This window comes from Bradyrhizobium sp. 930_D9_N1_4, from assembly GCF_052076015.1.
In the GTDB taxonomy this organism is placed as follows: domain Bacteria; phylum Pseudomonadota; class Alphaproteobacteria; order Rhizobiales; family Xanthobacteraceae; genus Bradyrhizobium.
Genome location: NZ_CP197236.1, coordinates 2,679,426 through 2,702,731, shown reverse-complemented (window position 1 = coordinate 2,702,731; position 23,306 = coordinate 2,679,426). Strand labels below are relative to the sequence as shown.

Annotated in this window: 5 protein-coding genes; 2 read left to right on the top strand and 3 right to left on the bottom strand. The window is 65.4% G+C overall.

Annotated elements, in window-relative coordinates; genetic code table 11:
- Positions 1-2: 2 nt before the first annotated feature.
- Entirely contained in the window at positions 3-16,967 is a 16,965-nt protein-coding gene (locus AB7532_RS12390; RefSeq protein ID WP_441235065.1) for a leukotoxin LktA family filamentous adhesin, read from the bottom strand.
- A 71-nt stretch (positions 16,968-17,038) separates the two neighbouring features.
- On the bottom strand, positions 17,039-17,797 hold the full coding sequence (locus tag AB7532_RS12385; RefSeq protein WP_441235064.1) for a hypothetical protein: 759 nt from the start codon (positions 17,795-17,797) through the stop codon (positions 17,039-17,041).
- A 292-nt stretch (positions 17,798-18,089) separates the two neighbouring features.
- On the opposite strand from AB7532_RS12385, the gene AB7532_RS12380 reads away from it, so the two are divergent.
- A complete protein-coding gene (locus AB7532_RS12380; protein ID WP_441235063.1) occupies positions 18,090-19,136 on the top strand; it encodes an ABC transporter substrate-binding protein in 1,047 nt (348 codons plus the stop codon).
- Positions 19,133-21,823: an ATP-binding protein gene (locus AB7532_RS12375; protein ID WP_441235062.1), complete on the top strand. Its 2,691-nt coding sequence runs from the start codon at positions 19,133-19,135 to the stop codon at positions 21,821-21,823. Before AB7532_RS12380 ends, AB7532_RS12375 begins: the two co-directional genes overlap by 4 nt.
- A gap of 63 nt (positions 21,824-21,886) precedes the next feature.
- Here the strand turns inward: AB7532_RS12375 and AB7532_RS12370 are convergent, their stop codons facing one another.
- Positions 21,887-23,248, bottom strand: a complete 1,362-nt coding sequence (locus AB7532_RS12370) for a metallophosphoesterase family protein (protein WP_441235061.1) — start codon at positions 23,246-23,248, stop codon at positions 21,887-21,889.
- Positions 23,249-23,306 lie beyond the last annotated feature (58 nt).

The window sequence follows — 23,306 nt, the reverse complement described above, 5'->3', positions numbered from 1 at the left end:
CGTTACCATGCCTGTGCGAGACGGCCAACGGCCGGCTTCGCCATCTCGACAGAAGCGTCCTTCCAGCCCGGACGACCCGCGCGCTGCCCGTTACGGCGGAGCTTGCGCAGGTCGCTCAGTCCCTCGATGTTGACCGCGGGACCGGAGCCGATGGTCTCGACCGGCCGCGGCGTCAGCAGTGCGTCGAGCCGCGCCTGACCGGAGAGACCGAGCAGGTAGAACGTTCCGCCGTCCTTCTTCGCGAGCCAGGTTTCGATGCTCTCACGGCCGTCGCCGTCGACCGGGATGTTGCGCACCATGCTGGCGCCGGTGAAGCCGTAGCAGCAGGTGTGGCCCGCGCCGTAGTTGGTGACGCTCGCCGAAATGTCGCCGGTGTAGAACACCACATAGGCATTGCTGACATTGGCGTTGCCGATTTGAGCCATCGTGAACACGCCGCCCGGCTGGTAGAGCTGGAGCGTCGGCCAGTTGGACGGCGCCGGCGTGCGGTTGTTGAGCGCAACCTGCTGGGTGGCCGTCGTCAGCAGCAGCTGGCCCGGGACGTAGCCGTTCAGGATCGTGACGGCGGGCGCGTCGGTCCAGAAATTCGCATCCACCACCCTGAACTGGTTGACGATGATGCTGTCCGGATCGATCCAGATGTTGGCGTATTTGGCGACGCCACCGTTATGGCCGGTGATGTTCATGACCAGCGGGACCGACGGGTTCGAGCGGACCTGCTCGCCCCTGACGTTGATCGTGTCGGCCGCGAGGTCGAGCTCCCTGACGACGCTGACCCAGTTGATCGTCAGGTCACCCGACGAGGTCATCCTGACGACGTCGCCGCTGATCCGATCGAGCGAGACCGAACCGGCCACCTCGAAATTCGTACCGCCGTGAGCGGAGATCGATCCGCCGCGGAGCGAGCCGGTGTCGGACTTGATGTTGAGGTCGCCGGCATCGCCCGGAATGCCCGTCGTGGTGAGCTGGCTGAAGACGATGTCGTTGACGGCATGCAGGGTCTGCGTGCCGCCGCTCATGGCGGTGCCAAGGGTGATCCCGCCGGCCGTCGCGGTGACGTCGAGCGTGCCACCCACGTTGAGATTATCCCAATGAACGACGGTGCCACTCAGGACCGCGTTGCCGGTCGCGGCCGTGAGGTTATGACCGGTGTTGGTGCCCGCGGCGATCAGCCTGGCCGAGCCGTGGGCCGAGACCGAACCCTGCGTCGGCGCGCCGCCTGACATCACCGTCTGCGCGAGGATGAAGCCGTTATCCGCGTTGACGTTGATGTTGCCGGCATCGCCGCCGATGCCCGTCGCCGTCAGCGCGTTGAATGTCACGTTGTCACGGGCATGGATGGTCTGCGTGCCGCCGCTTTGCGCGGTCTGGAAGGTGATGCTGCCCCGGCTCGCGGTCGCACCCAGCGTCGTCCCGACGTTGAGGACATTCCAGTTGATCGGGCCGCTGGCGGTCAGCAGGCCCGAGCCGGTCGTGGCGGCGAGCGTGTTGCCGGTGATGGTCGTGGCCGCAACGAGGCTCGCCGAGCCGTTGGCCGAGACCGAGCCCTGGCTCGTCACGCCGCCCGACGTCACCGTCTGCGCGAGGATGAAGCCGTTGTCCGCGTTGACGTTGATGTTGCCGACGTCGCCACTGATGCCCGTCGCCGTCAGCGCGTTGAACGTCACGTTGTCACGGGCGTGGATGGTCTGCGTGCCGCCGCTCTGCGCGGTCTGGAAGGTAATGCTGCCCTGGCTCGCGGTCGCACCCAGCGTCGTTCCGACATTGAGCGCGTTCCAGTTGATCGGGCCGCTGGCGGTGAGCCGGCCCGCGCCGGTCGTGGCGGCGAGCGTGTTGCCGGTGATGGTCGTGGCCGCCAGTAGCGTCGCCGAGCCATGGGCCGAGACCGAGCCCAGCGTGGTCACGCCGCCGGACGTCACCGTCTGCGCCAGAATGAAGCCGTTGTCTGCGGTGACGTTGATGTTGCCGACGTCGGCGGTGTTGCCGGTGGTCGTGAGCGCGTTGAACGTCACGTCCTGGGTGGCGTGGACCGTCTGCGAACCGCTGCTGGCAGCAGTGCCGATGACGATGCTGCCGTTGTTCGCGACGGCACTGAAGCTGCCGCTCGCGCCGGTGGCCGTTCCCGCCAGCACCTGGTCGAGCGTCAGCCCGCCAATGCCGATGATGTCCACGCTGCCATTCACCGCGGACAGCAGGCTTGCCTCGGTGTCGGTGAGAACCTTGACGTAGATGCTGCCGGCACTCGCGCTCGCCGACAGCCGCGCGGCGTTGACGGTGAACCGGCTCGTTGCATTGCCGATGCCGTTCGATGCGCTCAGCGACACTTCAGCGCCGGTGCCGGCTGCGACGAACTTGGTCTGACCGTCGCCATTGTCGATGATCGCGCCGAGCGAGGCGACGCCGCCGGCCGTGACGATGATCGAGGGCGCGTTCGAGGCCGCCGCGTAGGTGAGCGACGAATTCAGCTGGCCGATCGTCGCATCGCCCGTGGTGGTCACCGAGATCAGCCCGGCCGCGTTGATGGCCGAATAGGCGCCCATCGACAGTGTCGCGGCCACCAGCGTCACACCATTCGAGCTGCTGGTCGCAACCACCGGCGCGGCGCTGGTGCCGGCCGGGATGGTGATGGCGCGGTTGGCGAGCAACTGCATCAGACCGACGCTGGTGATGCTGGTATTGATGGTGAGTGCGCCGCGCGCCACGTTCAGCGTGAGTGCGCCGCCGGCCGTCAAGGCCCCATAGGTGCCGCTCGTGCCGACCGCGAGATCGCCGGTGACCGCGAGGATGCTGAGGTCACCGACCGCAGAGCCGGTCACCGCGCCCGAGATATTCACCTGCAGCGGCTGGAACGTCGCGCCGTTGAAACCGATGCTGCCGCCGGCGCGCAGATCGAGGTCGGTGCCCAGAATATGGATCGCGGTGCGGTCCGTGAAGCCGGCTTCGGCATAGATGCTGCCGGTCGCGGCGAGCTGGATCGCATTGCCGGCGGAGATGTTGCCGAGGACCAGATCGCCGGTGGTCTGCCTCACATAGATGCCCTGCCCCGACGAGACCTGGTCGAGCTGGTCATTGGCCGGATCGGCAAAGGCGATCTGGATCGCGTTCGGGTTGGTCGCTGGATTGCTTCCGGCGGCGCCTGCGGCGCCGATATTGCCGTGCTCGGCGATCAGGGTCAGGTTGCCGATATCGCCCGAAATCACGGGCACGCCGGTCATGCCGGCGGTGATGCTGTTCACGGCATCGAGCTTGACGTCGCCGCGGCCGGTCACCTCGATGCCGTTGGCCTGCGCCGCCGTGATCGGGCCGTAGCTCGCGGTGACGCCGCCGAGCGTGAGGCTGTTCTTGCTGCCAAGATAGATATTGGTCAGCGCCTTGGCCGAGATCGCGATCGGGTTGTCGACGACCACGAGGTTCTGCTGCGACAGGCTGACCGTATAGGTCGTGATGTGGGTCGTCGGGTCCGTGACCGCGCCGACCGTGAGCTGGCCGGGGCCGGCCGACGAGAGCAATGCCTTCTGCGCCGCCGACAGCGCCGAGGAATCGACGCTGGTGAAGGTGAACGTCTGGGGCGCCGCCGAATTGCCGATCGAGCCGCGCGGCGCGTAGAGCATGATCTGGCTGGCGCTGATATTGGCCATGACGTTGTCGTCGATCGGCGGCGGCGCCGCGCCGACGGCGGACGAGGACACCACGTAGGAGAGCTGGTCCTGCGTCCAGTTCGAACCCGCGGTGATGATGCCGTAGACCCGTTCGGTCGTTGCGAGCGTGTAGGTGTAGCTCGCACTGTAGTTGTTCAGCGCCGTCTGCAGCGCGGCGTTGGTCGGCAGGCGCTGATCGGCAGAAGCCACGCCCTGGAACAGGCTCGTGAACAGACCCGACGAGAGCGTGCTGCCGAACACCGTCCCCAGCGCATCCGCGGGTGCGCTTCCGAGCAATGTCGTCAGCCCGCTCTGGAGCTCAGCCGTCGAGATCTTGCCGAGCAGGAACTGATCCTTCAGGAACCGCGTCGTGGCCTCGACCTTCATCTGCGTCGTCGTGACGTTGGCGGGGTCGATGCCGAGCTTGGCCGCCACCTGCGCCCGCAGCACGGTCTGGCCCACCGAGGTCGGATTATAAGTGCCGTTGGCGAAGGCGATGTTCTTGAGCTGGAAGTAGTCGTTGTAGGCCGCCGTCACCATCGACTGGTAGCTGTTGACGGCGGCGGTGGCCGGATTGCCGTTGAGCAAATTGAGATTATTCCAGACGTCCTGGAGATGCGCGGTCTCCGCCGCGGAGATACCAACCGTCGCGCGGCCGTTCAGGATGCTGGCCTGGTTGCCGTCGGAACCGGCCGCCGCCAGGAAGACTGGGCCGCCGGACGACTGGATCGTGCCGATCCGCAGATCGCCCTTGGACTGGACGATGTAGGTGCCGGTGGCCGAGGCGCTTTCGAGAACGCCGCCATCGACGGTGCCGTCGGACTGCGTCGTACCCGTCGCTTGAATCACCAGCGGCTTGATGTTGGTGAGCGTCGTCGCACCATTGACGACGCTGCTGGTCGCGCCGATCGCGCCGCCGGAGGAATTGATCTCGATGTTCTTGCCGATCACGACGGGAGTGGCGACGTCATAAGCAGCCGCCGAGTTGATGTCGCCGGTCGCCGAGATGAAGACGCTACCCTGCGGCGCGCGGCCGGACACACCCGAATTGACCGCGACCTGGTTGATCGAAAGCGAGCCGACCGCCGCGATCGCGATGTCGCGATCGATCGACGTGGCGGTGAGGCTGCCGCCATAGACCTGCACCTGAACGGGAACACCGTTCGTGCCGAGCGAGCCGATGCCGCCATCGCCCTGCAGCGTCACGTTCTTGCCCGAGATCATCGGGTTGTTGGCGTTCGCCCCGGCGGTGATGGCCGAATTGGTGCCGAGAGCCCTGACCGTCGTATCGCCCGAGAGGTTGTTGATCGGGCCGTTGATGACGATGCCGGAGTTCGAGGTTACGGCAACGGTGCTGACGCCACCGCCGCTGAACTGGATGTTGATCGGGTTCGACGCCTTGACCGTGTTGGTCAGCGTCAGGGTCAGGTGATCGTAGATCTGCTGGTACCAGTTGTACTGGGCGTCCGCACCGCAGCACTTCTCGGGGTGAGTGTTGCCGCCGCCACCGTGATAGCCACCGGTCGCGGTGATGACTTCCTGGAAGTTGGCGGTCTGCAATTGGCCGGTGTTGCCGCCCCCTCCCGTGGCCTGCATCACGTTCTCGACCAGGCTGACGGTGCGGGTCCAGTTGTCTCCGGACGAATTCGGCGTGTAGTGCCAGCCATAGTCGAACTGCGTGCTGGTCGTCGGACGATCGAGCGTCGCCGTGTCGACCCACTGGTAGTACATGTTGGGCTTCACGGCGTACTGGATGCCGGCCGTGCCGCTGAGGCCGGTCAGCATCGCAGGGTTGTACGCGCTCGCATTGACGCTGTTGGTCCGGTACGTCGACACCTGCTGGCCGCCCGATGCGGACGGATTGTAGACGTACCACGTCGTCTGCTGCTGGAGCTGATCGACGATCTGGATCACGCTCGGCGCGCTGACGCCGGTGTTGATGGTGTTGGTGACGAGCCCCAGCCCGGTCGAATTGTTGACCGTGATCGTGCCGGCGCCACCTTTGACCGCGATCGTGCCCTGGGCGGTGCCGTCGGTCGAGGTCGAGATGATCTTGCCGTTCAGGTAGACGTAGCCGCCCGAGCCCTGCACCACGCCGTTGACGAGGATCTGGTCAGTGAGCGCGTTGTACTTCACCCCGATCTTGATATCGCTGGAGACCAGCGGCGTCGCAGCCGCCGTGATGTCGTAATAGCTGCCGTTCCGCGCGTTGGTCTGAGCCTGGGCAAAGGCCGCGCTGTCGTTCTTCAGGTTGTTGATGGCGGTCAGCGCTCCGCCGCCGATGTCGACCGAGTAATTGCTGCTCGTGCCGCTCTGGATGAGGCCGTTGACGTTGATGACCCCCGCCGAGATGATGATTGCCTGACCGAGGATGAAGGGCGCGTTCGCCGGGTTCTGGTATCCGGATGGCGTGGTCGAGCTCCAGTTGGTGCTCGCGTTCGAGGACGCGGTCCTGGGCGTGATCACGTCGTTCTGGATATTGACGACCTGGAAATAGGCCGAGCAGCCCGAGCAGTTGAACGGCGTCTTGTACGGACCGCTGTCGGTGTAAACGCCCTGGCCGTCGTACGTCGTTTTCTCCCACGGCGCGGTGCTGATCGACTGAACCGTCGGCCCTTCCATGATCGCGAGCGTGGCGGTGCTGCCCACGCTGCCGGCATTGGGGTTGCCGTTACCCGGCGCACCGGATCCCATCGGCAGGAAGATCGCCGAATAGAGCGACACGCCGTCGTAAAAGGTCATCAGCATGCGCGCGGTGAAGATCGTGCTGTTGGCGGCCGTCTGCTGAACGCCGCTATGGCCGTCGACGCAGCAGTAATAAAAATACGGGTGGTTGCCGCCGTCGCCGATATGCGGGCTGGTCGCGTAGTCGCCATAGGCGCCGAGATAAGTCGCCGCCGCCATCACCGCCGTCAGCGTGTCGTTGTCGGCCGGCTTGTACTGGACGCCGGCCCATTGCGAAGTGACATCGTGGTTGGAGTTGTAGAAGCTGCCGAGCCCGCCGAGGAAGATGAACGAGCCGTTGGGCGCCACCATCTGGATGGTCGCGGCATTGAGCGACTGCGACGCCACGACGCTGCCGAGCTGGCTGGTGATCTTGAGCAGACCGTTCTCGTTGGTGACGATGCCGTCGAAATAGATGTCGGGCTTGCGGGTCAGCTGGTTGCCGTTGTCGTCGACGCCGAGCCCGGTGCTGGGATCGACGCGGTTGTAGGTCGCCGAGATGTCGATGATCGGCGTGGCGCTCGGCGTGGCGGTGAAGGTCACGTTGGAGTGCGAATCCGGATCGACATGGTCGATCTGCCGGTAGGTGATATTGCCGCCGGTCACATTGGTGACCGTGAGGTTCGCAAAGTCCATGAAGTCGAGGCCGCGGTTCTCGACCTTGATCTTCGGCGAGCTCAGCGCGGTGACGGAGGGCGCCGTGTGACCAGCGGCGCCGTTTCCGCTCAGCTTCTGCGCCAGGATCGAGACATTGCCGGCGGACACCAGGATGTCGCCGAACGCGAAGGCGTTGCCGGGGGCGTCGGAAGTATAGGGCGCCTGCTGGATCAGCGCATTGATCTGACGCTGGATGTCGCCGGTCGGATCGGCGCCGGACGGCGCCATCGTGGCGGGATGTGCCGACGTCGACGTCGAGAGCTGGGTCCGGATCTGCGTGTCGGTCAGGCCGGTCAACGTGACGAGCTGGTTGACCATGTTCTGGTAGGGATTGAAGCCGCCGACGATGGTGTACTGGACCGTCTGGTGGTTCCAGCTCTTCACCGGGCTGAAATGGTCGACGTCGGCGACGTATTCGAGCGTGGTTGATAGCGACGAGTGCGGGCTCGACGTGCTCAAGACCGGCGCGCTTGCACCGAGATCGATCGTGATCGTCACGTCGTTGTTGATGCCCGCCACCACCATGCCGTTGAGCGCGACATCGCCGCTTCCGCTGGTATGGCTGTGGTTGTCGCTGTTCTTGGCGCTGAAGATGTCCAGATACGGGTTGTAATTGCTGCCGTTGCCGGCCGCGGTGACCTGGCCTTGCGTTGCGCCCAGGTAGATGTCCCGTACCCCGAAGACCCGCGAGCTGTCGGCCAGCGTCAGGCTGGTGTCGTTGCCGGCGTTGGCCGTGCCGCGATAGAGGGTGGAGATCGGAATGGCGGTGTTGTTGTAGACGACCGTCGTCGCCGTCGCCTGCACGCTGCTGAAGGTGATGCCGTCGCCGGAGATGCCCGCATAGATATTGATATCGCGCCAGGCTTCGATCGTCGTGCTGCTGCCGACATTGACGGCCTGGTTGGCGTGGACCCAGGTGTTGGTGCTGGCGCCGACGCCGGCGATCGCGCCGTAGAGGCTGGCGTTGGCATTGTTGGAGGCCGCCATCTTCGCGGCCGAGCCGATATAGATCTTGCCGACGCTGAACAGCTCGCGGGCATTGATGTTGACCGCGAGCGTCGCGTTCGCCGTCATGTTGGACGCGGCGCCGCCGCCGGCGAAGAAGCTGGCCGTGGCCAGGCTCGCCGTGTCCCGGGTGTTCAGCGTGTTGTAGGCCTCGATGTCGATCACGCCCGCCGCCACCCGCGGATCGCCGTTGAGGCTCAGGACTGTGCCCGTGCCGATATTGGTGGTGACGTTCTGGGTGACGTTGGATTCGCTCAGCGCGGCAGCCCCCGAGAACGAACCGCCCGAGCCCGACCGCGCACCGCCGCCGGCCTGGTTGACGATGTCGTTGGAGATGACGACGATGTTGCCGCCGTCCGTGTTAATGATCAGATGCGTTCCGATCTCGGCCGTGGTGATCGAGGTGACGTCATTCTGCGCGTTGCCCGCCGAGACGCCGGCCGTGGATGCCTGATAGGCATCGCCGCTGGCGGCATAATTGGTGGTGTGCGTGGCCTTGACGCTGAGGCCGCCGAAATAGAGCGTGTCGTCCGTCGCGCCGCCGTCGAACCGCGCGTTGGTCACGGCGGTCGAGCTGGTCGTGGCGACCGCGGCCGCGCCGGCATAGGTGCCGCCCGCGCCGACCGTCGCGTTGGAGACGTTGGCATCCGTGCCGGTCGCCGTGATCTGAAGGATGCCCGTGTAACCGGTGTGATTGAGATGGGTCGCGTCCATATCCGCGGGCGCGCCGAGATAGGCATAGGTGTGCGCGTTCGATGACGTCTGCGCGACGGTCGCACCCAGTGCCAGGAACCCGGTCGAAAGGCCGGTCGCCTCGGCGTATTGGGCGCTGTCGTTCTCGGCCGCGATCGCCACGTCGGCGTTGGGGAGCGTAATCCCCGTTCCTCCATACGCGCTGACAGTCGCGTTCTGGGAGGCCCTGGCGTAGCTGCCCTGCGCGCCGATCAGCGAACCGCCGCCGCCCGCGAGCGCATAGGCGTAGGTCGTCGTGCCGCCGGTCGGGACCAGCGCCATGGCGGTCACCGCGAGTGCACCGCCCGAGAAGCTCGTGTTGTCGCCGACATCGGCCGTGACCTGGGCTCCGACCATCGACTTGGCAATGGCGACGCCGACCGCGCCACCGCCGACCGAAATGCCGATCGCGGTACTCGACAGATTGGGCGTAATCGACGCCGACACCAGCGTCCCGATACCGGTCGCCGACGTGGTGATCGAGGAACCGGTGCCGATCTCGGCCAGGACGGTCGAGTTCTCGGTCGCCTCGGCATCCGCACCGACGCCTGCGAGGATACCGCCGCCGAGTGCGGTGGCCGTCGTCGTCAACCTGCCGGCACCGGATGCGCCAACCGCCAGCGTCGAGCTATCGACGGTGGCGCCATCCAGAACCTTGGCCGCGACCGAGCTCGATCGTCCTGCCGTGGCGACCGAAGCGCCGACGGCTGCGGCGCCACCGGTGACGCCGCCCGTGAAGACGACCTGCGTCGAAGAATCCTGCGCCATGACGGCGACGCCGGTACCGCCCGTGCCGGTGATCTGGCCGCCGATCTGCGCCGTGACCGTATTCGTGACATTGCCGACCGCTACGGCGGCCTGCGCGCCGAAGTAAAGCGCAGCGCCACCGGCGATCGCCTCGGTGTCGATGGTCTTGCCGGCGTAGGGACCGGTGGTGGCGTCCTTGACGACCGCCGCAACGGCGACCGAAGGCGCCGAGACGATCGCGCTCAGATTTGCGAGCACGCTGCTGTTGACGCTGGTGTAACCGATGCCGGCACCGATGCCGACATTCTTCGCAAAACCTGCGCCGAGCAGATACATCTTGGCCGCGTTGGCGCTGGTGGCGGCGACGGTGACCTGCGAACCCGTGACATTGCCGCCCGCGATCTGCGCGGTGACGCCGTCATTGCCGCCGGTCAGCACGCTGCTGACGTTGTAGGTCGAGGTCACGTTGGCATTGTTCGGATTGCCGGAGGTGCCGCTGGCGACTGCGTTGCTGCCATGAGAGGAATTCGTCCCGGCATTCACCGACGCGATGGTGCCGTTGCCGCCCTGATTGAGCTGGCCGGTCTGCTCGCCCTGCGTATCCGGATCGGCGGTGTTGGTACCGATGATGATGACGCCGACGGTCGCGCCGATGCCGACACTGCCGCCGATGCCCGCGGTCACTGCGTACGACAGCACTTCCTTGGTGCTGAGCGCATTGACGTTGATCGCGCCGGACGAGTTCAGATCGCTGTTGCGGCTCTCCGCAATGGTCTGGCTCTTGAACGTGATGACGTTGGCCGCCGCGCCGACACCGACGCCTCCGCCACTTGCACCGATCGCGAGCGCGCCGGCGATCTCCTTGATCGCCACGTCCTCGGTGGCGAGGATGGTAACCGCACCGGCCGCCCCGCCCGTCTGCGACTGCAGCGTGGTGTCGTAGACGCCGGCGATGGTGGTGTTGTTGGCGATCTCGATATTCGCCATGCCGGCGATCGCCGCCGTCCCGGTCGAGAGCGCGCCGCCGACCGCATAGGCCTCGAAGCGATTCTTTGTGGTGGCCTCGACGTCGAGCGCACCGCTCAAATTGAGCGCGGTCGTGTGTGCGGCGCCATTGCCCTGATAGTGGAACTCGTCACCGACATAGGCCTCGGTCCGGTTCGCGGAGACCTGGACCAGGAACGCCGCGCCGATCGCGGCCTGGCTGCCATAGGCGCCCGAGCCGTTCGCGGAGAAGATGCCGGTGTTGTTGGTGGCGTTCACCGTGAGTGACGCAGCCGTCAGCGAGCCGCCGTCGAAATAGGCTTCCGTCGTCGCCTGGAAGACGTTCAGGCCGACCGAACCGGTGTTGAAGCCGATTGCGATCGAGGACGCATCCTGCTCGGCATTGGCCTTCACGGTGACGGCGCCGACCGTCGGGCTCGACGACTGGACGCCGCCGACGGTGGCATTGGTGATGTAGGCCAGAGTGTCGCGCGACATCGTCGTGCTGATGATGGTGGCACCGCCGCCGCCGTTGCCGGTGGGCGGGATGATGCCGGCGCCGAGCGTGCCGGAATAGGAGAAGCTCGATGCGGCCACCTCGATCTGCGGCGCCAGCGTCGAAGACGTCAGGCGCGTGTCGATGGCTGCGCTGTCGATATAGGCCCGGGTCGCTCCGCTCATCACATTGGTGATCGGGTTGATCATGATGGCGATGCCGCTGCTCGCGGAGAGCGAGGCGACATTGGCCACGACCGCCTGGTGCGAGCTTGCGACGACGGCAAGGCCGCGCACGGTGTCCTGGTTCTCGGAGAGATCGGGCGTGGTGTCGCTCGGCGCATGGGCAGCGCCGAGATCGAAGGCATGGACGAGCGTGCCGTTGTTGACCGACAGCGTATCGGTGGTGCTGGTTCCGCGCGCATCGACCTGGGTGTTCACCCCGCTGATGTAGGCCGCAGTCGTCCCGGTGATCTTGTTGGTGACGAGCGAGCCGGCGCCGCCGGCCGCGCCCTTGCTGATGGAGACAGCGCCTGCGAACACCGCCGCCTTGTCGTTGTTGCCGGCGATCACGCCGACGTTGTTTGCGGCGATCACGTCGGCGCCGTTGATACCGTTGGTCCCGGCAGCAGTGATGCTGGATGTGACGTTGGTCCCCAGCAGATTGGTGGCGACCGAACCGGCCAGCCCGATCTGCGACGACATCGCGATACCGACGGCGACAGTCGAGATGCTGGCGTTCGAGTTCGCATTGACGGCGACGTTGCCCGAGGCCCTCAACTTCGAGCCGGTGACGCCCGCGCTGACATTGTTGGCGATGCTGCTGTAGACGAGCGCCAGGCCCGCGGCGCTTCCCTGCGTCGAGGCACCCGCGACGGCGGCTGCTCCGGTGATGCTGGAATTGTCGCTCGCGTTGACGGTAATATTGTTGGCCGTGACGGCCGATTGCGTCGCGCTGGACAAGTTGTTGCCGATAGACGCCGAAACGGTATTGGCGATCGAGCTAATCGTCATGCCGCCGACGCCGGAAAACTGACCGGTCGCGAGACCAAATCCGATCGTGACCGACTGGATCTTCGTGGAATCGACCGCGCTCACGCGGACACTGCTGTTGGCACCGGGCGCCGTCAGCAGCACGTTGGCGATATAGGCCGAATGCGTCGTCGCGATGGTATTGTATATCAGAGAGGCGCCGACATTGTTCTTGCCGGCCTGGATGGTGCCGGCAACGGAGATGATGCTGGCGCCCGGACCGTTACCCGCGCCGTCGTTGAGCGCCGCCGCGCTGAAATCGATGCAGTTCTGCGTACCTGTGCCGCCGGCGGCCGTGCACGTGTCCGCTGCGAGCCGGTTGTTGTTCGACTTCTTGACGAGGTTTCCGAGCGCCGTATCGAGGTCCGACACGGCGCCGCTGTCGGCCAGCACCGTCACGCGCCCGACATTGATGTTCACGGTCGCGCCGCTGTCGATATAGGCCGTCGTGGTCGGCGTGATCTCGCTGACGACGACCGCGCCGGCAAGCCCGTTGGCGTTGGCGCCTCCGCCGCCGGAGGCGGCACCGGCCGCAATCACGCTGGCGCTGTCGGCCAGCACCAGCAGCGTGTCGTAATTCGAGATCGAGCTGCTGCGGACATGCGCGTCGGTGGCCTTGCCGCCCGTGGGATCGCCGATCGAGGCATAGGTCAGGCCGATACCGACGCCGGCCTTGCCGCCGGACATATAAAGTGAGCCACCGCCAATCGCGATGTTCGTGGTCTGGTAGGCATCGACCTCTATCGCGCGATTGACCCCCGTCGCCTGGCCCGTGATGGTCGAGCTCTCGACATAGGCGTTGGCGCTGTCCGTCATGATGCCGACCGACCCCGACAGAGCGGCCGCATTGGCTGATGTTCCGCCGGCCACGCCGATGGCGACGACGGTTTCCGACCCGCCGTTGAGCGCCTGCACCGTCACATTGCTCTGGTTCTGCATTGTGGTGCCGTAGATGTAGGCGAGCGTGGCATTGTTCGAGATCGCCGCCGCGATGGCGGCGCCGATGGCAGCGCCCTGAGACGACCCCCCCGACATGTTGGCCGCGGCGGAGCCGGAGCCGTTGCTGAGGATCGTGTCGTTGAGCGCCTGCACGATCGTGTTCGTCGTCACCGCGCTGGTCGGAGTGAACTTGTTGACCGACGCATTGTTGATGTAGGCGCTGGTCCCGAGCGAGACGTCGCTCACCGACGAGCTGCCCGCCAGGTCCATCGTAAAGCCCTGCGTGCCCGATCCCGAGCTCGAGGTGATCTTGCTCGCAGCCAACGCGATCCCGGCCGGTCCGCCCGTCGCGGCGGTACCGGCGGCGTTCGCCTTGTCGGCGAAGCTGGACAGTTGCGGCGAGGAAATCGCCGCCGCGACGGCCGCTGACGTGATCCGCCCCGAGGTGGTGGCGCTGATCGTGAGGTTGTCGACGTTGACCAAGCCGCTTCCGCCACTGTTGCCGGCAAACGGATCATTGCTGCTGAACGGGCCGGGCCGGATGTCGGAATGGTTGTCGCCGATATAGGCGGACGTATCCATGTTCGCGCCGAGATAGGCAACGGACAACCCGACCGCCGAGCCGCCGCCGGCATTGACCGCACCCGCGATCGTCACGACCGACAGATCCTGCTGCGCCAGGATGTTGATGGTCGGAGCATAGGCGCTGGCTTGGCTGGAGATCGAGGCGTGCGTCGTGTTGTTGAGGAAGCCGAGCGAGGTGATGCCGTTCAGCGCCAGCGCGCCGCCGGCCTTTCCGGATGACGGCGCCACCGCGACGAACTGGTCCGAGGTGATCGCGTTGACGGCGATATCGTCCGCCGCCCGCAGCGTCGCACCGTCCGAAACGCCGGCGATCGTGCTGGTGTTGAACTGGACGAAATTGAGCGAGCCGCCCACCGAGGAACCGCCGGAGGTGTTGCCGGGCAGGAAGCCGAGGGTACCGACATTGCCGGCGGCATCGATCGAGGCCGTCGTCGTCGTCGCCGCGATCTGGATGCTGGCGTCGTAGGTGTGGACGTCGCCGTTGTTCACCGTCGCGCTGCTGCCGCAAGACGTCGTGCATGTCGCCGTCAGGCTGGCACTGCCGGCCACCCAGGCCGTCGTGTTGTTGTTCACGACGAAATGGTTCATCGAGCCGGCGACGGCGATCGTATCGCCCGCATCCGCCGTCGCGTTGGCATAGCTGGTCAGGATGTTGCCGCCGACACCGAGATTGCCGTTGAGGTGGCTCAGAACCTCGCTCAATCCGTCCCACTTCAGCCAGGTATTGGTGATCGGCATCCAGGTGCTGGCGTCAACGGCGATGTTGGCCGCATTGATCGTGGTGCCGCCGCCGATATAGGCGTTCGAATTGTGATTGAAATTGCCCCAGGCGACCGCGGCGCTGACCGCGACCCCCTCGCCGCTCGAAGCGTCCTTGGTGATCGCGGAAGCCGTCGCATTGCTGCGCACGCCCCGATCGATCAGGGTGCTGACGACCGCGACATTGCCGCTGACATAGAGGCTGGGCGCGCCGCCGCTCGGATTCTGGCCGATCGATGCGGTCGCGTTTTCGGTGCTGTTGGCGAGCGACAGCGCCCCCGCGGCCTTGAAATTGAAGCTCACCGGCATCAGCGAGACCATCTGCTGAGCCATCATCCCCGAGATGCTGGGGCTGGAGACCAGGAACTCCTGGATCGCGCCGACGATGGCCGGCGTACCGACGATGGTCGAGGCCATGGTCGAGTTGCTCGTGGTGTTCGAGGTCGCCTCGACCAGGACGGAGCCGTTCATCCGTGACGACGCGTTGGTGCCCAACGACGAACCGAGCTTCGCGGTTGCGGACGTAGTGACGTCGCTGATGGCGAGCGCCCCGCCGACGCCGCCGCTCGCATTCGGTGTGCTCAGCACCACCGAAGTGGCACTGGTCGCAAACGAATTGTTGTTGATCGCACGCACCGTCAGCGTGTTGCCGGATGCGGTCACATTGCCGACGGAAAGGTGCGCGCCGGTCGCGACATTGGCCGTGGTCGAGACCGAACCGGTGGAATAGGCAACCGTCTCGACGAATTGCGCGCTGGAGGTGGCCGCGACCGCTGAGACATTCAGCGTACCGTCGTTGATGGCGTGGATGCCGAGGTTGCCGCCCGCGCTGATCGTGGCGCCGGAGGCGACATTGGTGGTGACGTTGCCGTCGATCTTGCCAACGACAGCCGAAGCGCCGATCGGCGAGCCACCGAGCAAGGTGCTTGCAATGGCAGGATCCTGCGCCGTCTCCGAGGCGTGCGCGGCGATGGAGACGTTGCCGGTGCCGTTGATGTTGGCGTTGCCGTTGATATTGACCGTGGCGGTGGCGCTCGCGGCCACGTAGCCGCCGTTGATGCCGAGCATCGAGGCCGCAAGCGTGGTGCCCACCAGCGTGAAGAGGCCGGGGACCGAGCTCGTGAAGCTCGACGTCGCTGTCGAGACCGAGGCGATCGTGATGTCGCCGCCGGTGATCCGGCCGTCGACCGTAATTCCCGAGGTCGCAGTAGCTTGGCCCGACAGCTTGCTGTCGCTCGCGGTCGCTGCGAGCGTCACATTGCCGCTGGTGTAATGCGTGCTGGCCGAGTTGACGGCCTGCGCGAGAATTTGCGCGCCGTTCTGGATGTCGATCGTCCGCGCCTGGATCTGGATGTGGTTGGCATTGCCCGTCGAAAAACCATTGCCGTCGAGGTGGCGGGTATCGACCACCGCATGGGCCGCCAGCGTGACCGAGTTGTCTGCCTGGATCAAATAGGTGGCACTGGAGCCACCGGTGATGCCCGCGATGGTGTTTGCGATCGCGGTATTCGACAGCGTCACGCCGGTGTCGCCCTGGCTCGCATCCCCGATGACGATGTCGGTCGGGTCGATCAGCAGCGTGCCTGCCTTGCCGTTCGGCGCGCCGAGATTGATGGAGATGCCGCTGCCGATGTCGAACACGCCGTTGGCGCTGAAATCGACCAGGCCCGCATTGCCGGTCTTCGCGCTGGCGTCGAACTTGGCGCCGCCCGCCACCGTGAGATTTTGCGTCGCCTTCAGGCGGATCTCGCCGGTATCGCCGGTGGTGCTGGCGATATTCAGCTTCGCGTTCTTGCCGATATCGATGTTGTTGCCGGCCTGAACGGTGATGTTGCTCGGCGCTGTGGTCTTGCTCTGCGCGGTCAGGCGTCCGTTGACCCTGGCGTTGTTGACCGCGCCGATATGGATCGAGCCGTTGCTGACGGTGATCGCGCTGGCGCTGCGCAGGCCCTTGGAATTGACCGAGGCCGCGAACTTCGCGGCGTGATCGAGATTGGCGATGTCGCGCTGGGTGGCGCCGCCGACATAGACGTTCTGTCCGGTCAGGCGCACGCCGTCGATGGCATTGACCCGGCCGTAGATGCGGATGTTGCCGTCGGGCGAGACCGGGAAGGAGCCGGCCATCAGGTTGCCGACCGCCGACTGGTTGATCTGCCCGCCCGCGCCGACCAGGCTGTCGGTGAACTCGCGCGTCGGCGTCGAGACGTTGAGGCTGCCGACATTCACGACGCCGCTGCGGCCGACCACAAATCCCTTGGGATCGGCGAAATAGACGTTACCGCCGATCGCACCGTTCATGTACGAATTGAGCGTGCCGTTGACGTAGACAGGCGCGTCGCGAACGATGTTGACGAGGTTCTGGGTCCCGTTCGGCAGTTGCAGGTTGACGGTGTTGCCCTGCCCGACGCTGAATTGCGAGAACGAGTTGAAGGCATTATTGCCCGAGATCGTCGACGTCGTGACGTTGGTGACGCCGCCTGAGGTCTGCAAGGACGTCCCGGTGCGCCCATCCGGCGTGATCACGTTCGCCGTCTGCGCCTGAACGCGGACGCTGTACGCCGGCAGGAAGACCATCTGCATCGCGCAGAGCAGCGACATCGAACGGAAGCGCGCCAGCCCCCGCAACGTCATCGGCTCGTCATCGTCTCGCGTCGCAGATGGTCCGCGCATTTCAGATCCTCGTCATCGGCATTGGCGCCGATCCACAACCGCGTGGGAGAATGTCGTGACGTCGCCCGGCATCAGAATTGGCCGGGCGGCAGCTTGAAGATGTCGGGGCTCTTGGCGTCGGCCACGTAGAACAGCAGCAGGCTGGTGGGGGTCAGCACACGCTGGTTGTTCTCCTTGTTCTCGAACGTGCCCTGGAGCAGCAGGATCACCGAGCGGTCCTTGGCATCGCTGCCGCGGAACATCACGATGCCGCCCGCGACCGGCATGTTGACCGCAATCGAGTCGGGTTTGAAGCCTTCGCCCATGAAATGGGCGCGCAGGATGTTGGCGTTGGAGAACAGCTTCTCCGCCGTCATCGCCGTGTCGGTCCCCTTCGACCACACCGCTCCGACCTGGATCAGCGACTTGGACTTGTAGCCGAACACGTAGGAGAGCTCGGCGGTACCGCCGTTCGGCAGCAACTCCGGAGCGGTGAGCAGCAGGCTGCGCGTCAGCTCGGAGGCGTTGTCCTGGATCTTGATGGTGTCGGGCTTGGCGCTGAAGTCCTTCGTCATCGCCGCACGCACGTCGGCCTCGTTCATGCCGAACCTGGCGGAGCGGAAGCCGTCGATCGCCTTGATGGCCTTGTCCTCACCGGCGGCGGCTGGCGTCTCGGCGGCGGCCGTCGACGTTGCACCGGCCGGCGCCCCGGCGGCGGCAGGCGCAGCCCCCGCCGCAGCGGCCCTGGGTGTGGTCTTCTGCTTTGGCACCGCGCCTTGAGCGGCGAGCGGCCCGGCTGCAACAGATGTGAGGAGACCGACGAGAGCCGGTACGAGATAGATTTTGCGCATCGAAAACCTTCGAAACAAAGCAGAAAACAAACTTCAAAAATCAGCAGCTACGAAATCGACTTCTCCGCGCCGTCGTCGCAAACGAGACGGAAATGTTGCAACGCCACAAAGCGTTACAGATCGTCACGAAGCAGACAAAGCCCGAAACAGCGACTCTTTGGTCAGGTAGGAATACGGTATCGGACTGCTGAATGCTGCGAATGAACATTCATATGCGTTCTTTTTCATCAATTGTGGCCATTAGCCTTTCGCGTTATGCAGGCGCTCGGGAATTAGTTTTGCGAAACATTTCATGATCAAGCGGCCTGCTCCTGCCCACACTGTGCCGGCGCTTGCCCGCCGTGATTTCCTTCGCCTTGCCGGCACAACCACCGCGGGATTTTTTGCGCTCGGCGCGACGCCGTCGGATCGCATCCGCATCATCGGCTCGCTGACGGCTTTGTCGCTCGACGACGAACTGACCAGACGGAGCCTGACCGAAGCTGCGACCACGCGACTTGGCGGTCTCATCGCAGGCTTGAGGCAACGAGGCTGGGTCGAAGGCGTCAACTTTCGCCTCGAACTCCGCTCGACCTTCGGCGGCCCCGACAAGTTGAAGATCGCCGTGCAGGAGATCATCGATCTCAAGCCGGACGTCATCCTGACCGGCTCGACAGGGGAAACCGCGGCCGTCCTGGCGGCCACCAGGACGATCCCGATCGTGTTCGCGACCTCCAACGATCCCGTCGGCAACGGCTTCGTCGAGAGCCTCGCCCATCCCGGCGGCAACGTCACGGGCTTCACCAGCAGCACCCCCGAGATGGGCGGCAAGTGGCTTCAGCTCATCAAGGAGGCCGTGCCTGATATCGCGCGTGTCGGCGTGCTGTTCAATCCGGCGACAACGCCTCGCGCCGGGCGCTACTATCTCGACTCCCTCGAGCAGGAAGCCGCGACACGCGGGGTGGAGGTCGTCCTCGCCCCCGTCGGCAAGCCGGCGGAGATCGAGGGGGCGATCAGCCGCTTTTCCGAACCGCCCAAGGCCGCGATGATCTCGCTGGTCGACAGCTTCCTGGTGGTGAACCGCCAGGCAATCATTGCGGCGACGGCGAAGTATCGCGTCCCCATGATCTATCCGTTCCACTATTTTCTGGATGCGGGCGGATTGATGAGCTACGGACCGACGCTCGAAGTGCGCTCGGCCGACTATGTCGACCTCATCCTGCGCGGCACCAAGGCCGGCGATCTGCCGGTGCAGTCGCCACGGAAATACGAGCTCCTGATCAACCGCACGGTCGCCCGCTCGCTCGGATTGACCATTCCCTTCACGCTGCTCGCCCGCGCCGACGAGATTCGCGAGTGAACGAACAGGTCGACCAGGGACATCTGCGAACGCCCCCGGGCCGGCTGTTCCGCAAATATCTCTACTCGATCGTCGCGCTCGCCTTTGCCGCGCTCGCCATCAACACCGGCTTCGACGTCTGGTTCTCCTATCGCGAGCAGAAGCAGCTGCTCGCGGCGACCCAGCGCGAGCAGGCGGCAAGTGCTGCGATCCAGATCGGCCAGTTCGTCGGCCAGATCGAGAACCAGATCAGATGGCTCGCGCGCCTGCCGCCGGAGCTGTCGACCAACGAGGACGACCGGCTGAACGCGATCCGCCTGCTGCGCCTGTCGCCCGCCATCGCGGAGATCACCGAGCTCGACGCGCAGGGCCGCGAGCAGGTGCGGGTGTCGCGCCGCATCGCGGACAGGGTCGGCAGCAAGGCCGACCTCTCGGCCTCGCCCGCCTTCCGCGGCGCCAATGACAGCCGTGCCTATTACGGCCCTGTCTATTTCTTCGGCGACACCGAGCCGTTCATGACGCTCGCCACGCGCGGGACCGGCCCGGCGCCCAATGTTGTCATCGCCGAGGTCAATCTGCGCTTCATCTGGGACCTCGTCGCCGGCATCAGGGTCGGCAACACCGGCAAGGCCTATGTCGTCGACCGCATGGGCCTCCTGATCGCGCATCCCGATCAGTGGCCGGCGCTGCGCCGCAGCGATCTCACCTCGCATGCGGACGTGCGCGCCGCGCTCGACGGCGTCGGGCCGCCCTCCAGCGGCCTGGTCAAGGAGGACCTGTCGGGCCAGCGCGTGCTGTCGACCTACGCGACGGTCCCCTCGCTCGGCTGGCTGGTGTTCGTCGAGCTTCCGCTCACGGAAGCCTACGCACCGATCTATGCATCGATCGGACGCTCGACGTTTCTGCTGGTCATCCTGCTCGCGATTGCGGTCCTGGTGTCGCTCTGGCTCAGCCGGCGCATGACCGTCCCGATCCAGATCCTGACGCAGGGCGCGCGGCGGATCGGCAGCGGCGATCTCGGCCTGCGGCTTGCGATCAGGACCGGCGACGAGCTGGAAGCCCTCGGCGACCAGTTCAACCGGATGGCCGCGCATTTGCGCGACTCCTATGCGACGCTGGAACGCAAGGTCGTCGAACGAACCTCGGAGCTCGAGAAGACACGCGACCATGCGCTTGCCGAGCACGACGCCGCCGAGCGCGCGCGCAGCGTGGCCGTGCAGGCCAACGAGACCAAGTCGCGCTTCCTCGCCGTCGTCAGCCACGAATTGCGCACGCCGCTGAACGGCGTCATGGGCGTGCTGCAGCTGCTCGACGACGGCAGCCTCGGCGAAGCGCAGCGCCGCCACCTCGCCACTGCCGCTGCATCAGGCGAAACGCTGATCGCACTGGTGGACGCCATCCTGGAATATGCGCGCCTGGAGGCCAGCACCGAAGCGCTGGAGACGCGCGACTTCCGCCTCGACCGGCTGATCGAGACCGCCACCGACCTGATGCGTCCGCAGGCCTTCGGCAAGGGCCTGACCTTCGACCTCGTCTGCGATGCCACGGTCGGCATTTCGGTGCACGGCGACCCTGTCAGGCTCAACCGCATCCTGCTCAATCTGATCGGCAATGCGATCAAGTTCACCCCGCGCGGCGGGATCAGCCTGAAGGCGGCCGCGGAAGAGCGCGACGATCACATCCTGCTGCACATCACCGTGCGCGACACCGGCATCGGCATCGCGCCCGACATGCATGAACGCATCTTCGAGGATTTCGTCCAGGCCGACGACAGCATCGCGCGGCGGTTCGGCGGCACCGGCCTTGGTCTTGCGATCGCGCGGCGCCTGACGCGCCTGATGCGCGGCGAGCTGACGGTCGAAAGCACGCCCGGCAAGGGCAGCACCTTCGTGCTCGAAGTGCCGCTTGGCCGCGCGGCGACCAGCATCGCGCAAGGGGCGCTTCCGCCGCCGTCGCGGCAGCTCAGCGTGTTGCTGGTCGACGACGATCCCGTCAATCGCGAAGTCGGCGAAGCCATCCTGAACCGGCTCGGCCATCGCCCCACCCTCGCCGGCAACGGCGCCTCGGCCGTGGCACTCGCCCGCGACCAGGCCTTCGACATCATCCTGATGGATTTGCACATGCCCGACATGGACGGCGTCGAGGCGGCCTCGCTGATCGGCAAGCTCGATCTGCTAAAAATGCCGCGGATCATCGCCGTGACCGCCGACGTCTCCACCAGCGCGCGCGAGCGGCTCGCCGGCGCCGGCATCACCAGGATCGTCAGCAAGCCGATCCTGATCAATGCGTTGCGCGAGGCGATCGAGGACACCCCGGACGAGCCGGCCGCAGCGCAGCCCGCCGCAGGTGCATTGATCGACCGGCACTTCCTCGACGACCAGAAAGAGCTGTTGGGCCCGGCGCAGATCGCAAAGCTGCATCATCTGCTGCAAGAGACTAGCGACAGGCTGATCGATGACATCGCCAGGGCCGCGGCGATCAGCGATCGCAAGCAGCTTTCGCGGTTCACGCATCAGCTTGGCAGCGCCGCCGGCGCACTCGGGCTCATGCGCCTGTTTGAGCGCTGCCGCGAGGTTGAGCTTGGGGCGCCCTCGATGTCGCCGCTCGAATGCGAGAGCGCCGCGCGCGAGCTCGCCGCACTTCAGAAGGCGTCGATGAGCACGCTGGATGAATTGCTCCGGCCTGAAGAGCAGCGTTCGGTCAGCTAGATCTCCCGAACATGGCTTCCGCTTGTGACCAGCGCAGTCAATCCAGGATGCAGTACGCGAGCATCAAACCCCTGTTTGCGCGATCTGAAAATCCAGCGCGGCACCTCTGAACGGGCGGTCTTCACCACCACCCTGACCATGGCCGATAGCCCAATGCCGAGGCCAGGGGAGCTGCTCCAATCCTCGCGCGGTCGCAGAGTTGAAGGACGACCAATACGGAGTGTCGTGGTGGCGATAGAGTAGACCGCCGGGACCCATATCCGGATAGAGAAGGACGTGGATATCAAAACTCTCGCCTGCTGGAAGATCAGGTCCGAACCAATAGGATGGACTGCGCCCGGGGTCACGACCGACGATGGCTGTCAGGGTCTGCTTCGGCCCCCGAAGTCCCAGCCAGAACGGCGCGATCGAGCCGGGCGAGAAAGCCGTAAAGATCGTCTGCGCCGAGGCTACATCGGTCGTGGCGCTCTGTCCCGACAGTCTGAGCTCAATCCTGCGTCCGCTCGGCAGATGCCCGCTGAACATGGCCTCCACTTCTCCGGATGGCAACTGCCTCCACGAGGCGGGATCGGGACTGGGCAGCGGCCATTCCATCCGCTCCCTTAAGGCACCATCGACATCGAGGACCTGATAACGCAGGCCATGCTCGTCGAGCGCAGCCTGGACGCAATGCAGATATTCGACGCCTTCCGGCATTCTATGAGCCGTTCCCGCGCCTGCGGTGCAGATTTGCAGGACACCGCGGTGCGCCTGCACATCGAAGGCAAGGATGTGGCTGCAGAGGTAGGCAAGGACGTTCTCGTTCACGAGAACATCCCAGAACGGACGAGCGTATTCGTGACCGATCTCGCGCTGATAAGTGCCGGTGAAGCCGTTGACGGGAAATACCGGATGATGGCCAAGGACGAGCTTGTGTCGAGCGTCGCCATGAGCTCTCAGCGTTGCTTCCAGCCAGTCGATCTCGACATGGCCCTCACCTCCGAGGCCGCTCCAGAGCGTGTTGGCGAACACCATCAGAAGGTCGCCGCGCCGCACGAAGTAGGAGAGACCCGCTTGCCCCGGCGGTCCGTTGTTCGGCAAGTCGAGCACGCTGCGGAACACCGCCTCGCTTGGCAAGTCGTAGGTCGTATGATTGCCGGTTGTGTGCCAGATCGGGATGGCCGCACGGTCGAGCCACGCCATTTCCGTGTCGAACCAATGTCGCCACTGCGCGCGCAGAGCGTCCACACCCGGCGTCAGGCCAATGATTTCATCGCCTGGAAAGAGAATGAATTCGGGCTGCGGCCTGAGCCGTTGAACGACTGCGTTGACCGCGGCGAAGGTCTTTTCGTGCAATGCACCCGGCACGCCTGAACAGGAGTCGCCGTACAGGACAAATTGGTGACCATTGCCGCGCGGAAGAATCGCGGGGATCGAATTGTTCACGGAATTGAAGACCTTCCATTGCGGTGATCGGCGCGAAGCATGGCCCTTTCCGTCAAGG